This is a genomic window from Cryobacterium sp. MLB-32 (assembly GCF_000738085.1).
Lineage (GTDB): Bacteria > Actinomycetota > Actinomycetes > Actinomycetales > Microbacteriaceae > Cryobacterium.
In genome coordinates this window covers 1-18,081 of the sequence record NZ_JPRS01000013.1, presented here as the reverse complement: position 1 = coordinate 18,081, position 18,081 = coordinate 1, and the positions used below count along the sequence as shown (strand labels likewise).

Here is an 18,081-nt window from a genome sequence, read left to right as displayed (position 1 = left end):
TGCGACGACCGTGCTGTCGGCGGCACTAGTTCTTGGGGTGGTGGCGCTCGCCCTCGCCTGGCCGCTACCCGTGCTCCTCGCCGGCGCGCGTTGGCCTGCTCGATCCCCCGGAATCGCCCTCGCGCTCTGGCAGGCCATTGCCCTCGCCGGCGGCTTCTCGATGATCGGCTCGCTGCTCTGTTATGGCCTCATACCGTTCGGGGCGGATGTGAGGGACGGGGTGCTCGGCCTCGGAGAGGCGCTGTGGGCCGGAACGCCGGCTCCCACCACGACCTTTGCTCACGTCCTGGCGCTCTGTGGTGCTCTCCTGCTGGGCACGCACCTCGTGCTCAACCTCGCATCGACCTTCGTGCGGGCGGAAGGTGAACGACGTCGTCACCACCACCTGATCAATCTGCTGAGTGATCCGTTGCCCGACCGCCCCGGAATGCGTGTCATCGACTACGCCGCTCCCGTGGCCTATTGTCTTCCGGGGGCCATCCGCTCGGCAACGGTACTCTCCAACGGCCTGCTCCGGCTGCTCGATGGCGACCAGCTGCGCGGCGTGATCGCGCACGAACAGGCGCACCTTCGCCAGCAGCACCATCTCGTCCTGCTGGCCTTCAAGTCGTGGCGTAGTGCCCTGCCGTGGTTTCCCATCGCCAATCGCGCTGAGCATGCTGTCGCCCTGCTCGTCGAGATGCTCGCGGACGACCATGCCCGCCGCGTGATCGACGACCGAACGCTGGCGACGGCTATCGCCCTCGTGGGACTAGGCCAGCAGCCAGAGGCTGGTTCCCCGGAATCTGCCGTTCCGGCGTGGGCCGCGCACGTGCCAGAGCAGCCGCTCGTGGCTCAGCGCGTTCATCGACTGATGACTCCCGCGGCGCCGCTGTCGAGCCTTGAGTCGTGGGCAGCTCTGACGTCAGCCATCGTGCTGGTGATCAGCCCCGCGGTCGTACTCGTCCTCGCTTAAGCGGTTCGTACGCGAACAATTCGACGGAGATCCTCCCGTTTCAGCGGCCTGCTGGCAGGTCACGCGAAACGCGGAAGATCTCCGTCGAATTCGCCGGGATTAGAAGAGGTTGGCCTGCTTCAACCAGGCGGCGGCAATGACATCCGCCGACTTCTGGTCGTTCACACTCTCGGCGTTTAGGCTCGGGAGATCGCCAGCGGCGAGTGCGGCACTGACCTTGTTGAGCACCGCCGCGGCCTTCTCATCGACCTTCTCAGACACGACAGGTACGACGTTGTCGGCGAAGAACAGACCGTCCGGATCCGATAGGGCGACGAGCTTGTCAGATTCGATGTTCGGGTTGGCCGTGTAAATGTTCGCCAGCTGGATGTCGCCGTCCACGAGCGCCTTGACAGTCAGCGGTCCGCCGCCATCTTCGATGGGGACAAATCCAGCTGTCTCAATACCGTACGTCTCCTTGAGCGCGTCCGGCCCATAGACTCGCGTGAGCAGCTCTGAGTTACCTCCGACTGTGATGGGCTCTGTCACGTTCGTGAGCGAGGCGATGTCCGTGAGGTTGTACCGGTCGGCGAAGGCCTGCGTCACCGTCCAGGAATTCTGATCAGAGGCTTCCGCCTTGTCGAGAGCGCGCAGCCCGGCGGGCAGCGCTTCCGTCAACTGCGTGTAGATCTCATCGCTCGTTCCGCCCGGGGCGTCTGTCTTCAGAGCCTGCAGCAGGCTTCCCGTGTACTCGGGGAAGACATCGATTCCACCGGCCTTCAGCTCGGGTAGGTAGACCTCCCGCTGGCCGATGCGGAAGCTGCGATCAACGGTGAACCCGTTGGCCTCCAGCGCCTGAGAGTAGATTTCGGCGATGATCTCGTTCGAGTAGTAGTCCTGAGATCCCACGACGAGTGTCTGAGCGTCCGCGGACGACCCACTTCCACCGCCCAGGGGATCACCGGACGCGCACCCTGCAAGAGCGACGACGGCTCCAACCGCGACCACGCTGATGAGCGCGAGTCGGCCTCTGTGTACTGTGAACATGCGTTTTCCTTCCGTGATGGCGAATTCCATCACCGGGCCGATTGTGTAGAACCGGACCGGATGTTTGTGGGGCGTCCCGCCGCTACGCCGCGGGGAACAACCAGTTTTTGCAGGAGCGTGAAGAAGCCCTCAAGCGCGAGCGCGAGGAGAATGACGAGAATGGACCCTCCGAGCATTTCGGCATAGTCACGGGTTTTCAACCCCGCAAACAGGTAGCGCCCCAGGCCGAAGTCGGCGAGGTAGGCAGCGAGGGTCGCCGTCGCCACAATTTGCAGGGTTGCCGACCGGAGTCCGCCGATCAACAGCGGCAGTCCGAGCGGCAACTCAACCTTGCGCACAATCTGACTCTCAGACATGCCGACAGCCCTCGCGGAATCGATTGTCGCGCGATCGATGGCCTCAAATCCGGCGTAGGCGCCGGCCAGGATGGGCGGGATGGCCAGCACCGTCAATGCCACGTAGGGCGCGGTCAGCCCGATACCGACCGTCAGCGCCACGAGGGTCAAGAGCCCCAGGGTGGGGATGGCGCGAAAGGCGCCCGACGTCCCGACAGCCAATCCGCGCCCTCGACCCGTGTGCCCAATCACGAAACCGAGGGGAATGGCGATCAACGATGCCAACACGAGGGTGACGAGGGTGAATCCCAGATGCTGAAGCACCCGGATGCCGATGGCGTTCGGCCCCGTGTAATTGGCGGGGTCTACCAACCAGGCCAGCGCCTCGGTGAAGTAATTCATGCCGACGCCCCCGAACGCAGTGGCGCATGAGTCGCCGTGACCCGAGGGGCACGATTCCACGGCATGAGTAGCCTGCCGACGAAGACGAGCGCGCGGTCAAGAACAAGGGCGAGAACGACAGTGGCGACAATGCCGGCAATGATCTCGGCCTGGATACCGCGTTGAAACCCGTCGGTGAAGAGACTGCCGAGGCTTTGCGCACCGATGAGGGCACCGACGGTCGCGAGACTCACCGTGCTGACGGTGACGACCCGGAGCCCTGCCAACAACACCGGTCCGGCCAGGGGAAGCTCAACCTGCCAGAACTCCGTTCGGGAGGAGAATCCGATGGCCGAGGCCGACCGGCGAACGTCTGGATCAACGGACCCGAGCGCGTCTGCGACCACGCGCACCATCAGGGCCACGCCGTAGAGCGTGAGGGCGATGATCAGGTTGAGCGGTGAGCGCAGGGTTGTACCCACGATGAAGGGCAGCACGATGAAGAGCGGAAAAGACGGAATCGCATAGAGCAGACCGACAGCGGTCAGGATAAGACCCCGGCTCACGCGGTATCGATGGGCCAGCCAACCCAAGGGTAGGGCGATCACAAAACTCAGGATGATCGGCGGAATGCTCAACACGAGGTGATCCAGGGTGCGATCCCAAATCAGGTCGAGGTTCGACCACAACCAGGTCACCGCGAATCCCCACCCTGCGCCGGAGCACCCGACCCCGCGAGGGGGCCGGCCTTGTTTCCTCGTACCGCGGGAGCAACGAACACGCCGGCGAGGCGCCCCTCGGAGTCCACGACCACATCACCGTCCGGCCTACTCTCCAGATGCAGTGCACGCTTTCCGCGATCGGCGCCGACAAAGCTCGCCACAAAGTCATCGGCGGGGTTGGACAGAATTTCAGCGGGTGTGCCGACCTGCGCGACCAGGCCACCGGTGCGCAGGATAACCACCTGATCCCCGAGCAGGAATGCCTCGTCGATGTCGTGCGTGACGAACACCACGGTCTTATCGAGCTCGCGCTGCAGGCGCAGCAGCTCCTGCTGCAGCTCGGCGCGAACGATGGGATCTACGGCTCCGAAAGGTTCGTCCATGAGCAGGATATTGGGATTGACGGCCAGCCCCCTGGCCACGCCCACGCGCTGTTGCTGGCCTCCCGAAAGCTGGCTCGGGTACCGATCGGCGAGGGACCGGTCAAGTCCAACGGTATCGAGCAGCAGAAGGGCGTCCGCGCGCGCTGTCTTTCGAGGGACGCCGCGCAACAGAGGGACGGTCGCGACGTTGTCGATGACCTTCCGATGCGGCAACAGGCCGGAGTTCTGCATCACGTAGCCGATGCTGCGCCGCAGACCGACGGGCTCCAGGGTGGCGATATCCGCGCCATCGATCTCAATCGAACCACTGCTCGGATCCACCATGCGATTGATCATGCGCAGAAGGGTCGTCTTCCCCGAGCCCGACGTGCCCACCAGCACCGTGGTCTTGCGCGACGGGATGGTCAGGCTGAAATCCTGCACGGCCAGCGTACCGTCGGGAAACTGCTTCGAAACAGAACGAAATTCGATCATTCAGGTGGCTCATTCCTCGCGTGGCGCCGAATCGACACAAACCAGATAATCAAGCCAACCACGGTTCGACGCCGGAGGCAAAATGGATTGCCGAACCGCTACCCGATCTGCTCGATGCTCGCGGGCGCGATCGGAACGATCGGCCCATAGAAACTCTCCAGGTAGGTCCGAATGACACGACGGCATTCCGCGATGAACTGCTCGTCCCCCAGGGGGTCCACCTGGAAGGCTCGGGACAGAAGAGCGTCCGCAAGCTCGACCGCGACCTCGAGCCGAAACGTCAGGTCCGGTTCCTGGGGCAGCCCGAACTCTTCTTCGAACGCGGCCGCCAGCTGACGGGAAAAGGACCCGGATTCCAGATCTGGTTCCTCACCGATCAGCGGGCGCTCGCGGTCCGCAAAATTGAGGATCCGAAAACCAGGCTCCGACCGGTAGAGGCTGACGAAGGCCGTGATTGCACCGTCGACCGCATCCCACCACGTTTCGGGCTTGTTCGTGCCGAGTTCGGCGACGACGCGTTCTCGCAGTCGGAGCACGGCGCGCTCGTGCAGGGCATTGAGCACGGCAACCCTATCCGGGTAGTACCGGTAAACCGTGCCGATCGAGGCGCCGGCGCGCTCCGCAATCATGGCCGTCGTGATGCGGTCGAACCCGACCTCATCGACGACGGCCGCCGCGGCGTCCAGCAGACCGGACAGCCGCGCGGCGCTGCGCTGCTGGATCGGTTCCGCCCGGCCCGGTGTTCCTGGGGCCACGCTCTCTTCACTAATAAAGTCGACGTGCGACATCTGTCCCCCTGTACATTATTGCCAATACTACGTGTCACCCGCCCGCATCCCTATTTTGGGGGTAGGGCACGGTGCTGTGCCCCCCGAGCACCGCGTACATGAGAGACTTGAGGGGTGCCAGAGTCCCGAGACAAGACGCCGATCGCGCTCACTCCCGCTCAGATGATGCACCGTGCGGCCCGAATCGAGGACTGGTTGCACGACCGCCGTGAAGGATTCGCGCGCAAGCGTGGCTATCGCCCGATGGTTATCCCGTTCACCGGCTACGGGTCGACCGGGTGGGTTCGAATCTTGTGCCGTGTTCTGCTGGCCAAGCCAGAGAAGCCCGGCTCTGTGCCGCGGGAGAAGAAGCCCCGAACGGACGGACGCGACGCGGGCATCCGCGGGTGGCGGAGTTTCACGAGTGTGCCGGTCAAGGCCGTCATTGTGACCATTGAGATCAGCGGCGAGATCCATGAGGTCGAGGCCGACAGGGGCGGCGTCGTTGACGCTGTCGTTCAGGTTTCTCTGACGCCGGGGTGGCACGTGGCCAGGCTGCACACGGAGAACTCCGCGGTGCAGGAGGCCCCCGTGCTGATTGTGGCTCCCGGGACCACGCGCGGGATCGTCTCTGATGTGGACGACACCGTTATGGTGACCACCCTTCCCCGCCCTCTTCTGGCCGCGTGGAATACTTTCGTCCTTGACGAGCATGCCCGGGTTCCCACCCCTGGCATGGCCGTCTTCCTGGAACGCCTGGCAGCGGCCTCTCCCGGAGCTCCCGTGATCTACCTGTCGACGGGCGCGTGGAACGTCGCGCCCACCCTGACCAGGTTCCTTTCTCGCAACCTGTACCCGTCCGGAGCCCTCCTGCTGACCGACTGGGGACCGACCCACGACCGACTTTTCCGCAGCGGCCGGGAGCACAAGCGCGAAAATCTGCGCCGCCTCGCCCTGGAATTTCCGGACATGCGTTGGATCCTGATCGGTGACGACGGCCAACACGACGAGGCCATCTACAGCGAGTTCATGCAGGAGTTTCCCGGGAGTGTTGCGGCCGTCGCCATCCGCCAGTTGTCCCCGAGCGAAGCAGTTCTTGCCGGCAGCCGATCGAAGGATGCTGTCGAGGGAACGGAGGAGTCTCCCTGGGTCTACGGACCTGATGGGTCCAGTCTCGCCAATCAGCTCGCGGAATACGGTCTGCTGTAGCCAGCGGCCATCCGAAGGTGACCGCGGTCGACGTCTGACGCGCTCATGCGATGTCGGAGAGGGACGGGTCGAACGGCCTTGCGATCACGCTCAGGGAGCGCTCCAGCACATCGGAGAGCATCGTTCCGCTGAGCAGGGCATGCACGTCGTCCCTTTCAGCGAGCTGGAACGCCGCCTGACGTCGGAGCTGCTCCTGCAGGGAGATCACGACCGGTCTCACCGTCGAGGCGAAGGCTGGATCATCCGCGCAGATCCGCGTCAGCATCACCAGCGGTTGCACGAGGTTCTCGGGCCGACGCCTGCTCAGGACGGCATCCAGGGCTTCCGGCACGTCGCGCAGCGAGGACGCGACGAGGTGCTCGGCGAGGAGGCCCCTGGCCATCGGATTCCACCAGAGCGGTCCCGGGTACAGGTCGTGAACCCACCGGGCAATGCGCTGGCGTTCGAAACGGCTGCTCTGGGCCAGTTCGGGGAGCGCGGCGAACAGGTGTGCCGCCTCGTTTTCGCCGCGGGCACCGGCCAGTGCCGCGAGGGCGACCACCCTGCGTCGAAACGTGGGACCCGCATCGACGTGCACGTTCGTCACGTTTCCCCAGGATTCCTCTTCATATCGCAGGAGGCCTTCCATCAGATCGGGGCCGAGCAGGTCATCGCGATGCCGTGCCCGGAGCAGTGCGGTGACGGTTGTCCTCATCGGCGCCTCACCGTTCAGCGCCGGAATGATATCCGCCTCAACCGACATACGCTGGGCGGGCCCGACACCGGAACGCAGAGCGATCGCGACCGTTCGGAGGAGCTCAGCGCTCTCGGACGCTGTTGGCATCAGCCCATCGAGGTCGAAAACGGACGACGTCTCAAGAATGGTGTCGGCATCGGCGCCCCTGCCAGAGGTGAGCGATTCCAGACCGCCTTCGAGTCCCCCGCGAGCCGAGCGCACCAGCACGACCACTCGAACGGGATAAAGCTCGCTCGCTGAGAGCCGCAGGGTAGGGAGCACGACCTCAAGCTGGGCTCGACGGTTCTCTCCCCCGTCGACGATCACGAGGCGGGGCGCCGGGGTGTCGGCAAGGTCCGCGAGTCCGAGCGTGTCCACGGAGTGCCGGAGCAGTCCGGTGAGCCAGCGCCTGGCTTCGGCCACACGGCAGAGTTCAACCGCCAGCCGCGTCTTGCCGGCGCCGCCGTGCCCCTGAAGGACCGCCACAGCGAACGGACTGCTGCCACCGATCCACTCGGACAGCGCTCCCAGTCGTCCGCCGATGTCGACATAGGGAACGACGCCGGACCGAGCATCGATCGTCCTCGCCGGCGAGGAGCGACCCACGAGGGTCAGCACGGGCCGTTCCAGCGGCACGTGCCAGCTACGGTGCCCGTAGGTGATCTGGAGCGCGGAGCCGCCGACGTCAACGGATCGGATGTCTCTTCCGCCCTCGACCCAGGACGCGGGGCCAGCTACCGGGCCGTCCTCAGCCGCTCGGACGTCATCCATGAAAAACTCCCGCTTGTCGATCGAACACCGCAAGTATTGCGCGCCTGGGTCCTCGTGACTAGAAGAAAGATGGGAAAGGTCAGCGCGCCCCGGTACGCAGGCGATCGAGACCGCGGTTGATCCGGCGTGCCCACAGCGGCCCACGGTAGAGAAAGGCCGTGTACCCCTGCACGAGAGTGGCTCCGGCGGCCAAGCGTTCGGCGACGTCCTCGGCCGTGTCGACACCACCCACCGACACCACGCAGAAGTCGCCGGGAACAACACTGCGAATCAGTGTGAGCACCTCGAGAGATCGGCCTGCCAGAGGCGCCCCGGAAAGACCGCCCGCCCCGGCCGCCGTCACGACGGCCGATTCCGTCTTCAGGTTCTCACGCGACAGCGTGGTGTTGGTCGCGATAATGCCGTCCAGCCCCAGCTCAACGGCCAGGCCCGAAATACGCAGCACCTCCTCGTCGCTCAGATCTGGCGCGATCTTGACGAGGAGGGGCGTCGAGGCTGCGGCTTCCTTCACTGCCGTGAGCAACGGAGCCAATCGGTCCAGTTCCTGCAGCCCACGCAGGCCGGGAGTATTGGGCGAGCTGACGTTGACCACGAGGTAATCCGCAAGTGGGGCGAGGAGGCGCGTGCTCACGAGGTAGTCCTCGATGGCATCGTCGACGGCCGTGACACGGCTCTTTCCGATATTGATTCCGAGCACCGGTCGGCCGGCGACGTGCCGGATTCGCGTCAATCGTGGAGCGGCCGCGGCCGCTCCACGATTGTTGAAACCCATTCGGTTGATCACCGCGTGGTCGGGAATCAGCCGAAAGAGGCGTGGTCGGGGATTCCCGGGTTGGGCGACCGCTGTGAGGGTACCCACCTCGACGTGCCCGAAGCCGAGCGCACCCAGGCCGAGCACGGCTTCGCCATCCTTGTCGAAACCGGCGGCCACGCCGAAAGGCGACTCGAAACGCAGGCCGAGGGTGCTGACGCTCAGATCGGTGCGCGGGCGAGTGAAGTGGTGTACGGCGCGGGAAAGCCCCAGACGCGGGAGCATCTGTATGGCACTGAACGCCAGGTGGTGTGCTCGCTCCGGATCCAGCCGGGTCAGGATGAGCGAGAAGAAGAGTGGATACATCCGGCGCTCAATCGGTGATCGGCGAGGCAGCGGGCAGATGCGCGCCGTCGGTACCGGGGTGTTCCCCGCGAAGCTGGAGAATGGCTCCCTCGAAGTCTTCGAGGGAGCTGAATCCCTGATACACGCTGGCAAATCGCAGGTAGGCAACTTCATCAAGGTCGCGCAGCGGAGGCAGGATGGCCAGGCCGATGTCGTTGGCGTCGATCTGTGAAGCCCCGGTCTGGCGAATGGTCTCTTCAACCTTTTGGGCAAGAAGGGCGAGGTCAGAGTCGGTTACGGGCCGCCCCTGACACGCCTTGCGCACGCCGGACACGATCTTCTCCCGGCTGAACGGCTCGACAACTCCGCTCCGCTTGATGATGTTGAGGCTGGCCGTCTCCGTGGTGCTGAAGCGGCGTCCGCATTCAGGACACTGACGCCGACGGCGAATAGACAGGCCATCGTCGCTCGTGCGCGAGTCGATGACTCGGGAGTCTGGGTGGCGGCAGAACGGGCAGAACATGGTTATGCCACCCTATCGCGCCGAGGGAGCACCCCGGCAGCGGCCGAGCTAGTGCTCGGCATTGTCGGGCGCGTTCTCCGCGGCAAATCGGGCCGTGACGGCATCGCCGTGTGCGGGCAGCGCCTCCGCATGGGAGAACGCCGCGATGTTCGCTGACACGGCGCGCAGGGCTTCCCGGTCATAGCTGACAACCTGCTGCGGACGAAGGAACGTGTACGCGCCGAGCGCCGACGAGAACCGCGCCTGTCCCCCCGTTGGAAGCACGTGGTTTGATCCTGCGGAGTAATCCCCGAGACTCACCGGCGAATGCGGCCCGAGGAAAATAGCACCGGCATTCTCGATCGTGGCGAGCACCGTTTCGGGGGTACGGGTCTGGATCTCGAGGTGCTCAGGACCGAACGCATTACTGAATGCCGCGGCGACGGCGAGGTCGTCCACGAGCACGATAGCGGACTGGTGCCCCGTCAGGGACGCCGTCACTCGCTCGCTGTGCGTGGTCGTTGCGGCCAGTGCGGTCAGCAGGGTCGACACGGCATCCGCGAGTTCCACCGAGTCGGTGACCAACACGGCAGCGGCCAGCTCGTCGTGTTCGGCCTGGCTCACCAGATCGGCGGCGACAAGCGCGGGGTCGGCATGAGCATCCGCTATGACGAGGATGTCCGTGGGACCGGCCTCCGAGTCAATCCCGGCCTGACCGCGAATGAGGCGTTTCGCCGCGGCGACATAGACGTTTCCCGGCCCGGTGACGATCTGAACGGGGTCGAGACCAAGGTCGGGGACGCCGTAGGCGAGGGCGCCGATGGCACCGGCGCCACCCATCGCATAGACCTCATCAACGCCGAGGAGCGCGGCGACAGCCAAGATTGTGGGGTGGACGCGCCCGTCGTAACGACTTTGCGGTGGAGACGCGAGGGCGATCGACGCGACGCCCGCCACCTGCGCCGGAACGACGTTCATGACAACGCTCGAGGGGTAGACCGCCTTGCCCGCGGGTACGTAGAGCCCCACTCGATTGACCGGCTGCCAGCGTTGACGGATGGTGGCGCCCTCACCGATCGTGGTGGTCACAGCGGGCGGGACCTGAGCCGCGCTCGCGAGGCGTACGCGCCGGATCGTCTCCTCCACAGCCGTGCGCACGGCCGGATCGAGCCCAGCCACGGCCTCAAGGAAATGCTCCGCCGGAACCCGCACCTGGGCTGGGCGCACGTGGTCCAGGCGTTCCGCCTGATCCAACAGGGCGGCTTCCCCCCGCGCCTTCACATCGGCGATAAGTTCCGCCGCAACGTCGCTCGCTGAGGTGACGCTGGTCACGGCACGGGGTACGGCAGCCAAGAGCGCCGCCGGGGTGGTCAGGGTTCCGCGGAGGTCAATAGTCTGAATCATCGACTCCAGCTTATCCGTCAAGATTTGCAACCGGGAATAGTGTTGACTACGAAGAGATTGATGGTTACGTATGAATGACACCCCTGCACCCCGGTTAGCCGCCCCGTCCACACCTCCCACGCTCGCGTCCGACCCGAACGCCCCGCTGGACCTTGCGGCCTTCAAACACGCGTTTCGGCGTCACGCGGCTGGCGTGGCCGCCATCTCAACGCTCGCGGAGGACGGTAGTCCCGTGGGCTTCACCGCCACCAGCCTGGCGTCACTGTCGGCGGTCCCTCCCCTGGCCACGTTCAACATGGCGCGCTCGGCGAGCACCTGGCCGGCCATCGTGCACAACGATCGTGTCATCATTCACATGCTCGGAGCGCGCAATCGAGCCGTCGCAGAAAAACTCGCCGGTCCCCACGCGGAGCGTTTCATCGGCGATCACTGGCATGTCGGCCCGCACGGGTTACCCGTGCTCAACGACGTCACGTCGTGGATGGTCGGGCGGATCGTGGAGCGTGTATCGGTGCACAACAACGCCGTCGTCGTCGTGCAGATCGAGGACGGCGGAATCGGTCAGGACGACGACGCCTTGCTTTACCATGAACGCGCCTACCGTGTTCCAGGGGCGACCCTGCAGGCCTCGGTCTAGGCCCCGTCGGAACGCTCCGCGGCGCGACGCCGCTGCCGCTCCGCTTCAACCCTGGCGGCCTCGGCTGGCGTGGGAGCCGTTCCCCCGAGATGGGCCGGCTGCCACCATTGTCCTGTTCCGTCCACGGGGTAGGTCGTCTGCAGTCGGTCGACGAGGTGTTGCAGGGCGTCGTGAAGGCGACGGGTATCAGCCGAGGCGTCGTCGGCGACCGAAACCGCAAACGGCTCACCGATGGCAAACCGCACGGGGGTCCCAATGGCCTGACGAAGCGAGGGCTTCCGGTTCTTGGTGAGGAGCCGATGCCCGCCCCAGACGGCGATGGGGATGATCGGAACTCCGGCCTCCGCTGCCATGCGCACCGTCCCGGTCTTGAGGTCCCGAACCGTAAATGACGCATTCACGCCACCCTCAGGGAAAACCCCGAGAACTTCACCGTCCCGGAGGGCGTCCACGGCTTGCGCATACGCGGCGGCTCCGCTGGTCATGTCTACCGAAATGTGGTGCATTCCGCGAAGAAGAGCGCCGATGAGGGGCTGCCGAAAGGCGCCCTTCTTCGCCAGAAAGCGGATGTGCCGTCTGTTGTGATGCCACATCCTCCACTCGACCAGGGCGAAATCAAGGTAACCGAAGTGCGTGATCGCCAGCACGGCACCCCCCGAATCCGGCAGGTGGCCGAGTCCCTCGACTCGAGGCTTGAGGCGCAGGGCACCGAACAGGGCTCGCCCCGCAGCGATCGCAATGCCGTAGATCGGCTCAAACGTTGTCATGCTGTCAGAATAGTGCCGCCGACCGAGGCGCATGGTCCAGTTAGGTCAGGCAATTCGGGCCCAGAATGCTCTTCAGCTCGCCAAACAGGTCCGCGCTCACGGTGACCCGATGCGGCAGCTCGAATACGCGTGCGGTGTCGCCCTTCACCAGTTTCAAGCGGACCTCCGCATCTCCGGCATGACGGGTCAGGATCTCGCCGAGCAGCTGCACGGTGTCGGTGGTCGCTCGGGCTTCGGTGACGGTGATCGACACCGTGCTTTGGTCTGAGGCCTGCCCCAGTTCCGGTTGGAACACGCTGAAAGCGTGCAGGTTCATTCCATCGTCCCGCATGCTCACCCGCCCTCGCACAACCACAACGGAATCGTTGATCAACTCGGGGGCGAATTCCACATAGGCCTTGCCCATGAACATGGCCGTGATCTCCCCGCCGAAGTCTTCGACCTGGATCATGCCGTACTGATTACCCGATTTCTTGGCCGTGCGGTGCTGCACACTCGTGATCAAACCCGCGACCGTGACCGTGTCACCATCCTCGGTCGTCTCCGAGGCGATGAGGTCGGCAATGGACGTGCTCGCGTGCTTGGCGAGAGGAATCTCGAGTCCCGCGAGGGGGTGATCGGAGACGTAGAGTCCCAGCATGTCGCGCTCGAAGGCAAGCTTCTCCTTCTTGCTCCATTCCGGACGATCCGGCACCTGATCGGTGTCCTGCGGCTCGTCGAAAAGACTGTCGAAGTCGAATCCGATGTTGCCGTGTACCTCTTCGCGTTTGATCTTGACGGCCGACTCCACCGCGGACTCGTGAATCTCGACCATCCCGCGTCGGGTGGCGCCAAGGGAGTCAAATGCCCCCGCCTTGACCAGAGATTCGATCGTACGTTTGTTGGCCACCGGCAGCGGCACCTTGCGCAGGAAATCATGGAACGACTCGAAGCGCCCTTTCGATTCACGGGTCGCTCGAATGGCATCGACGACGTTGAAACCCACGTTGCGCACAGCACCGAGTCCAAAGCGGATGTCGGTGCCGACGGCCGCGAAGAAGCCGATGGACTCGTTCACGTCGGGCGCGAGAACCTTGATTCCCATGCGGCGGCATTCGTTGAGGTAGAGGGCAAGCTTGTCGCGGGAGTCTCCCACGCTCGTGAGCAGGGCCGCCATGTACTCGGCCGGATATTTTGCCTTCAGGTAGGCCGTCCAGTACGACAGCACGCCGTAGGCGGCCGAATGCGCCTTGTTGAAGGCGTAGTCGGAGAACGGAAGAAGGATGTTCCACACGGTGGTCACGGCATCCATCGAGTAGCCGTTGGCTTTCATCCCGCTGGAAAAGCCTTCGAACTGCTTGTCCAGCTCGGACTTCTTCTTCTTTCCCATTGCGCGGCGCAACAGGTCGGCTTCACCCAGGGAGAAGCCGGCGAGTTTCTGCGCGATCGACATCACCTGCTCCTGATACACAATCAGGCCGTAGGTCGTGCCGATCACGTCGGAGAGGGCTTCTTCGAGCTCCTTGTGGATCGGAATGATCTCCTGCTGCCCGGTCTTGCGCAGCGCGTAGTTGGTGTGGGAGTTCGCTCCCATGGGCCCTGGCCGGTAGAGCGCGATAACGGCCGAGATGTCTTCGAAGTTGTCGGGCTTCATGAGCCGCAGGAGGGACCGCATCGGCCCGCCGTCCAGCTGGAACACCCCGAGCGTGTCACCGCGCGCGAGCAATTCGTAGGCCGCCGGATCTTCCAGGCCCAGATCTTCCAGTACCGGGCGGTGACCCCGGTTCACCTCGATGTTGTCGAGCGTGTCGTCGATGATCGTGAGGTTGCGGAGCCCCAGGAAGTCCATCTTGATCAGACCGAGGGCCTCCGACGCGGGATAGTCGAATTGTGTGACGACCTGGCCGTCCGCTTCGCGCTTCATGATCGGGATGATGTCGATGAGCGGGTCGGACGACATGATCACGCCTGCCGCGTGCACTCCCCACTGGCGCTTCAGGTTTTCCAGACCGAGGGCCGTGTCGAAGACGGTTCTGGCCTCCGGGTCTGATTCGATGACCGCGCGGAAGTCGGCGGCCTCACGGTACCGCGGGTGGTCCTTGTCGAACATCCCGGTGAGCGGCACGTCTTTGCCCATGATCGCCGGCGGCATGGCCTTGGTGAGCTTGTCACCCATCCCGAAGGGGAAGCCCAGCACCCGACTGGCATCTTTGAGGGCCTGCTTCGCTTTGATCGTGCCGTAGGTCACAATCTGGGCAACGCGTTCCTCGCCGTACTTCTCCGTGACGTACTTGATGACCTCACCACGTCGGCGCTCGTCGAAGTCGACGTCGAAGTCGGGCATGGACACACGATCAGGGTTCAGGAATCGTTCAAAGATCAGACCATGCACGAGCGGGTCGAGGTCGGTGATGCCCATCGCGTAGGCCACCATGGAGCCGGCACCCGAGCCGCGGCCGGGCCCGACGCGAATACCCTGCTGTTTGGACCACATGATGAAGTCGGCAACGACCAGGAAGTAGCCGGGAAACCCCATTTGGATGATGATGCCGATTTCGTAGTCGGCGCGCTTGCGCACGTCGGCAGGTATTCCGTTCGGGTAGCGCATGGCCAGCCCGATCTCGTTTTCCTTGACGAACCAGCTCTCCTCGTTTTCCCCCTCCGGGCAAGGGAAACGCGGCATGTAGTTGGCCTTGGTGTTGAACTCCACGTCGCATCGTTCGGCGATGAGAAGTGTGTTGTCACAGGCCTCGGGATGGTCTCGGAACATGTGCCGCATCTGGGCCGCGGTCTTGAGGTAGAACTCGTTGGAATCGAACTTGAACCGATTGGGGTCGTCCAGCGTTGACGCGGACTGCACACAGAGCAGAGCGGCATGCGCCGTGGCGTCGTGCGCGTGCGTGTAGTGCAGATCGTTCGTCGCCAGAAGCGGCAGGTCAAGCTCCTTCGCGAGCCTGAGGAGATCGGTCATGGTGCGACGCTCGATGTCGATGCCGTGATCCATGATCTCGCAGAAGAAGTTCTCCTTGCCGAATATGTCCTGGAAGTCCCCCGCCGCCTTCTTGGCCTCCTCGTATTGTCCGAGTCGCAGGCGGGTCTGCACCTCTCCACCCACACAGCCCGTGGTCCCGATCAGACCCGTCGAAAATTGACTCAACAGTTCACGGTCCATGCGTGGCTTGAAGTAGTAGCCCTCAAGTGATGCCTTGGACGACAACCGGAACAGGTTGTGCATGCCCTCAGTGCTTTCGGACAACAGCGTCATGTGGGTGTACGAACCACTGCCGCCGACGTCGTCTCGGTTCTGGGCACCGGTCCCCCAGCGCACCCGCGTCTTATCGCGCCGGTCCGTGCCGGGCGTGATGTACGCCTCCGTGCCGATGATCGGCTTGATACCGGCGTCTGTGGCGGTGCGCCAAAAATCGAACGCGCCGAAGACGTTTCCGTGGTCCGTGATGGCAACTGCAGGCATCTTCTGTTCGACGGCCGCGGCGATCAGCGGTTTCACGCGCGCCGCGCCGTCCAGCATCGAGTACTCGCTGTGTACGTGAAGGTGCACGAATGAATCCGTCGAGGTCGAAGAAGTAGTGCTCACTGTGCTCACTCTGCTGATTGAATCACTGCTGGTTGGTGCGTGCCGGGGTCAGTCGCCACGCAACACGGATAGACCGTGCGCGAGATCTGGCGCGTACGGCGCGTTGAAGGTGACCCATTCGTGCGAATCCGGGTGGGTGAAGGCGAGTTGCTTCGCATGCAACCACTGGCGGGTGAGCCCGAGCCGTGCCGTGATGCTGGGATCAGCGCCGTACATTGCGTCCCCCACGCAGGGATGCCGCTGCGCGGCCATATGCACGCGAATCTGGTGCGTGCGTCCGGTCTCCAGGTGGATCTCGAGCAGGGACGCAGACGGGAAGGCTTCAAGTGTCTCGTAATGGGTGACAGCGTGTTTCCCGTCGGACATGACGGCGAATTTCCAGGCGGAGCTCGGGTGACGACCGATGGGTGCCTCGATGGTCCCGGCAAGCGGGTCTGGGTGCCCCTGCACGACGGCATGGTAGATCTTCTCGACCTCCCGGTCGTGGAAAGCACGCTTCAGCGCTGTATAGGCCATTTCAGACTTCGCGACGACCATGAGGCCACTGGTACCGACATCGAGTCGGTGAACGATGCCGGCTCGCTCCGCGGCGCCCGACGTCGCAATGCGATAGCCCGCCGCGGCCAAGGCCCCGGGGACCGTCGGTCCCGTCCAACCGACGCTGGGATGGGCGGCCACCCCGGCCGGCTTGTTGATCACAATGATGCTCTCATCGTCGTGAACGACCGTCAGGTCCGGCACGGCAATCGGCACAATGCGTACCGGCTCCTTCGTGTGCCAGGTCACTTCAATCCAGCCGCCGGCGTGCAGCCGATCGGACTTGCCGGCAACCGCCCCGTTGAGGAGCACTCCGTCGGCCTCACACACTTCAGCGGCGAAACTCCGTGAGAACCCGAACAACTTGGCGAGGCCGGCGTCCACCCGCACCCCCTCGAGTCCATCGGGGAGGTGCAGGGAACGGGTCTGGGCAGTCATGGGGTATTTCCGGTTTTCGGCTGGTTCTGGTGCGGCGAATCCTCGTGCGGCGGCACCTCGGGCGGCTCTGTGGCCGTCGATTTCGGGGAGTCGGTCACCCGACGGCCATCAAGACCGATGCCTCGAATCGTGAGGATCATGAAGATCACCATGCTGATGACGATGGACATATCGGCCACGTTGTAAATGGCCGGAATCATCCACGGGGTAGAGATGAAGTCAACGACGTGACCTTCACCGAAGCTGGGCTCACGCAGCAGACGGTCGGTGAGGTTTCCCAGAACACCACCCAGCAGGAGCCCGAACACCAGCGCCCACGTCAGGGAACGGATGCGACGAGCGAACCAGACGATGAACACCACCACCGCAGCGGCGATGATGGAGAAAATCCACGTCGATCCACTAGCGAGGGAAAACGCCGCGCCCGGGTTCCGAACGAAGTGCCATTGCAGCACAGCGCCCAGAACCCGGACGATTTCTCCCTCGGCCATGTGTGTGACCACGAGGAATTTGCTGGTCTGATCGAGCGCGAATACTCCGACCGCCACAAGGGCGAGGAGGATCAGCGCGCGAGACCCCTGCTTCGATGAAGCCTTAGGCGCCAAAGCCCTGGAAACTGGACTTCGAGTCGCTGTTCACGCCGGCACCGACCGAAGACGTTGCATCGAGGTCGTGGAGCTGGCCCTCGATGTAGCTCTTGAGCTTCAGGCGGTATTCGCGCTCGAACGTACGCAGGTCGTCGATCTTCGTTTCCAGGACGGAACGCTCCTGGTCGAGGACCTTCATCTGCGCGCGCTGCTTGGCCTCGGCCTCGGCAATGACGCGCGCTGCGGTGGCATGACCTTCGGCGATAAGGGCATCGCGCTTCTCGGCACCTTCCTTGACGTGCTCCTCGTGCAGGCGGCGAGCCAGCTGCAGAAGATTCGTGGTTCCGGCCGTTTCATCAATGGGCTCGGGAGCGACGGCGACCGGAGCGGCCGCGGCCGGCTCAGGCACAACAGCGGGTTCCGGTGCAGCAGACGCGGCGGGAGCGCTGACGGTCTCGGCGATGACGCCGCCACCCTCGGTGATGCGAGCGCGAAGCTCCTCATTTTCCTGCGTGAGACGGCGCAGCTCAACAACGACCTCGTCGAGGAAATCGTCTACCTCGTCCTGGTCGTATCCCTCACGGAACTTTGTCGACTGGAACCGCTTATTGACTACATCTTCCGGAGTTAGCGCCATGGCTTTCCACCCTTAGAACTTGATACTTCTGCGAACAGTTGGTTGGTGTGCAGCTCACGCGAGCAAGCTGACATCACACTACGCCTGAGCGTGTGTGACACCGATCAAGGATACATGCTTGCGTCCTGTGACCGGCGTGTGCGACGCGCGATTTGAATCCCGAC

The 18,081-nt window shown here is 64.1% G+C and carries 17 protein-coding genes; 3 read left to right on the top strand and 14 right to left on the bottom strand.

Annotated features, from left to right (window positions below):
• Positions 1–10: 10 nt before the first annotated feature.
• Positions 11–955: a M56 family metallopeptidase gene (locus JF66_RS02690; RefSeq protein WP_035874836.1), complete on the top strand. Its 945-nt coding sequence runs from the start codon at positions 11–13 to the stop codon at positions 953–955.
• 99 nt (positions 956–1,054) lie between these two features.
• On the opposite strand, the gene JF66_RS02685 is transcribed toward JF66_RS02690, so the two are convergent.
• The 5 genes from JF66_RS02685 to JF66_RS02665 all read right to left on the bottom strand — a co-directional run bounded on the left by JF66_RS02685 (position 1,055) and on the right by JF66_RS02665 (position 5,064).
• The gene (locus JF66_RS02685; RefSeq protein WP_035874958.1) at positions 1,055–1,981 is read right to left on the bottom strand and encodes an ABC transporter substrate-binding protein; all 927 of its coding nucleotides are present in this window, start codon (positions 1,979–1,981) and stop codon (positions 1,055–1,057) included.
• 29 nt (positions 1,982–2,010) lie between these two features.
• A complete protein-coding gene (locus JF66_RS02680) occupies positions 2,011–2,718 on the bottom strand; it encodes an ABC transporter permease (RefSeq protein WP_035874833.1) in 708 nt (235 codons plus the stop codon).
• Positions 2,715–3,395 (bottom strand): ABC transporter permease, encoded by a 681-nt coding sequence (locus JF66_RS02675; RefSeq protein ID WP_035874830.1) that lies wholly within the window; start codon positions 3,393–3,395, stop codon positions 2,715–2,717. The genes JF66_RS02680 and JF66_RS02675 overlap by 4 nt, the downstream gene beginning before the upstream one ends.
• Positions 3,392–4,276, bottom strand: coding sequence for an ABC transporter ATP-binding protein (locus tag JF66_RS02670; RefSeq protein WP_035874827.1), 885 nt, complete (start codon positions 4,274–4,276; stop codon positions 3,392–3,394). The genes JF66_RS02675 and JF66_RS02670 overlap by 4 nt, the downstream gene beginning before the upstream one ends.
• A gap of 98 nt (positions 4,277–4,374) precedes the next feature.
• Positions 4,375–5,064 (bottom strand): TetR/AcrR family transcriptional regulator, encoded by a 690-nt coding sequence (locus JF66_RS02665; protein WP_051973038.1) that lies wholly within the window; start codon positions 5,062–5,064, stop codon positions 4,375–4,377.
• A gap of 114 nt (positions 5,065–5,178) precedes the next feature.
• Between JF66_RS02665 and JF66_RS02660 the strand changes: the two genes are divergently transcribed.
• The gene (locus JF66_RS02660; protein WP_035874823.1) at positions 5,179–6,252 is read left to right on the top strand and encodes a phosphatase domain-containing protein; all 1,074 of its coding nucleotides are present in this window, start codon (positions 5,179–5,181) and stop codon (positions 6,250–6,252) included.
• A 43-nt stretch (positions 6,253–6,295) separates the two neighbouring features.
• Here JF66_RS02660 and JF66_RS02655 read toward each other — a convergent pair whose 3' ends face one another.
• The 4 genes from JF66_RS02655 to hisD all read right to left on the bottom strand — a co-directional run bounded on the left by JF66_RS02655 (position 6,296) and on the right by hisD (position 10,740).
• The gene (locus JF66_RS02655) at positions 6,296–7,738 is read right to left on the bottom strand and encodes a hypothetical protein (RefSeq protein WP_035874820.1); all 1,443 of its coding nucleotides are present in this window, start codon (positions 7,736–7,738) and stop codon (positions 6,296–6,298) included.
• Positions 7,739–7,817: 79 nt separating this feature from the next.
• Entirely contained in the window at positions 7,818–8,855 is a 1,038-nt protein-coding gene (locus JF66_RS02650) for a quinone-dependent dihydroorotate dehydrogenase (protein ID WP_035874818.1), read from the bottom strand.
• Between the two features lie 7 nt (positions 8,856–8,862).
• Positions 8,863–9,357, bottom strand: coding sequence for a transcriptional regulator NrdR (gene nrdR / locus JF66_RS02645; RefSeq protein WP_035874815.1), 495 nt, complete (start codon positions 9,355–9,357; stop codon positions 8,863–8,865).
• 48 nt (positions 9,358–9,405) lie between these two features.
• Positions 9,406–10,740, bottom strand: coding sequence for a histidinol dehydrogenase (gene hisD / locus JF66_RS02640; RefSeq protein WP_035874812.1), 1,335 nt, complete (start codon positions 10,738–10,740; stop codon positions 9,406–9,408).
• Positions 10,741–10,810: 70 nt separating this feature from the next.
• On the opposite strand from hisD, the gene JF66_RS02635 reads away from it, so the two are divergent.
• Complete coding sequence (locus JF66_RS02635) at positions 10,811–11,377, top strand: flavin reductase family protein (RefSeq protein WP_035874809.1); 567 nt, start codon at positions 10,811–10,813, stop codon at positions 11,375–11,377.
• Here the strand turns inward: JF66_RS02635 and JF66_RS02630 are convergent.
• The 5 genes from JF66_RS02630 to JF66_RS02610 all read right to left on the bottom strand — a co-directional run bounded on the left by JF66_RS02630 (position 11,374) and on the right by JF66_RS02610 (position 17,917).
• Positions 11,374–12,144 carry a 1-acyl-sn-glycerol-3-phosphate acyltransferase gene (locus tag JF66_RS02630; protein ID WP_035874953.1) on the bottom strand — a complete coding sequence of 257 codons (771 nt, stop codon included), beginning with the start codon at positions 12,142–12,144 and terminating at the stop codon, positions 11,374–11,376. The genes JF66_RS02635 and JF66_RS02630 overlap by 4 nt on opposite strands.
• Positions 12,145–12,184: 40 nt before the next feature.
• A complete protein-coding gene (dnaE, locus tag JF66_RS02625) occupies positions 12,185–15,652 on the bottom strand; it encodes a DNA polymerase III subunit alpha (RefSeq protein ID WP_051973049.1) in 3,468 nt (1,155 codons plus the stop codon).
• Between the two features lie 114 nt (positions 15,653–15,766).
• Positions 15,767–16,693, bottom strand: coding sequence for an RluA family pseudouridine synthase (locus tag JF66_RS02620; protein ID WP_035874806.1), 927 nt, complete (start codon positions 16,691–16,693; stop codon positions 15,767–15,769).
• Positions 16,690–17,298 (bottom strand): signal peptidase II, encoded by a 609-nt coding sequence (gene lspA / locus JF66_RS02615; RefSeq protein ID WP_051973036.1) that lies wholly within the window; start codon positions 17,296–17,298, stop codon positions 16,690–16,692. The genes JF66_RS02620 and lspA overlap by 4 nt, the downstream gene beginning before the upstream one ends.
• Positions 17,288–17,917: a DivIVA domain-containing protein gene (locus JF66_RS02610; protein WP_035874803.1), complete on the bottom strand. Its 630-nt coding sequence runs from the start codon at positions 17,915–17,917 to the stop codon at positions 17,288–17,290. The genes lspA and JF66_RS02610 overlap by 11 nt, the downstream gene beginning before the upstream one ends.
• Between the last annotated feature and the right edge of the window lie 164 nt (positions 17,918–18,081).

Bases quoted from the DNA above. Each gene is read 5' to 3' on its own strand.
- JF66_RS02630 (WP_035874953.1), bottom strand. From the start codon at position 12,144: ATGACAACGTTTGAGCCGATCTACGGCATTGCGATCGCTGCGGGGCGA.
- JF66_RS02685 (WP_035874958.1), bottom strand. From the start codon at position 1,981: ATGTTCACAGTACACAGAGGCCGACTCGCGCTCATCAGCGTGGTCGCG.
- JF66_RS02635 (WP_035874809.1), top strand. From the start codon at position 10,811: ATGAATGACACCCCTGCACCCCGGTTAGCCGCCCCGTCCACACCTCCC.
- hisD (WP_035874812.1), bottom strand. From the start codon at position 10,740: ATGATTCAGACTATTGACCTCCGCGGAACCCTGACCACCCCGGCGGCG.
- JF66_RS02680 (WP_035874833.1), bottom strand. From the start codon at position 2,718: ATGAATTACTTCACCGAGGCGCTGGCCTGGTTGGTAGACCCCGCCAAT.
- JF66_RS02670 (WP_035874827.1), bottom strand. From the start codon at position 4,276: ATGATCGAATTTCGTTCTGTTTCGAAGCAGTTTCCCGACGGTACGCTG.
- dnaE (WP_051973049.1), bottom strand. From the start codon at position 15,652: ATGCTGGACGGCGCGGCGCGCGTGAAACCGCTGATCGCCGCGGCCGTC.
- JF66_RS02610 (WP_035874803.1), bottom strand. From the start codon at position 17,917: ATGGCGCTAACTCCGGAAGATGTAGTCAATAAGCGGTTCCAGTCGACA.
- JF66_RS02620 (WP_035874806.1), bottom strand. From the start codon at position 16,693: ATGACTGCCCAGACCCGTTCCCTGCACCTCCCCGATGGACTCGAGGGG.
- JF66_RS02655 (WP_035874820.1), bottom strand. From the start codon at position 7,738: ATGGATGACGTCCGAGCGGCTGAGGACGGCCCGGTAGCTGGCCCCGCG.
- JF66_RS02665 (WP_051973038.1), bottom strand. From the start codon at position 5,064: ATGTCGCACGTCGACTTTATTAGTGAAGAGAGCGTGGCCCCAGGAACA.
- JF66_RS02650 (WP_035874818.1), bottom strand. From the start codon at position 8,855: ATGTATCCACTCTTCTTCTCGCTCATCCTGACCCGGCTGGATCCGGAG.
- nrdR (WP_035874815.1), bottom strand. From the start codon at position 9,357: ATGTTCTGCCCGTTCTGCCGCCACCCAGACTCCCGAGTCATCGACTCG.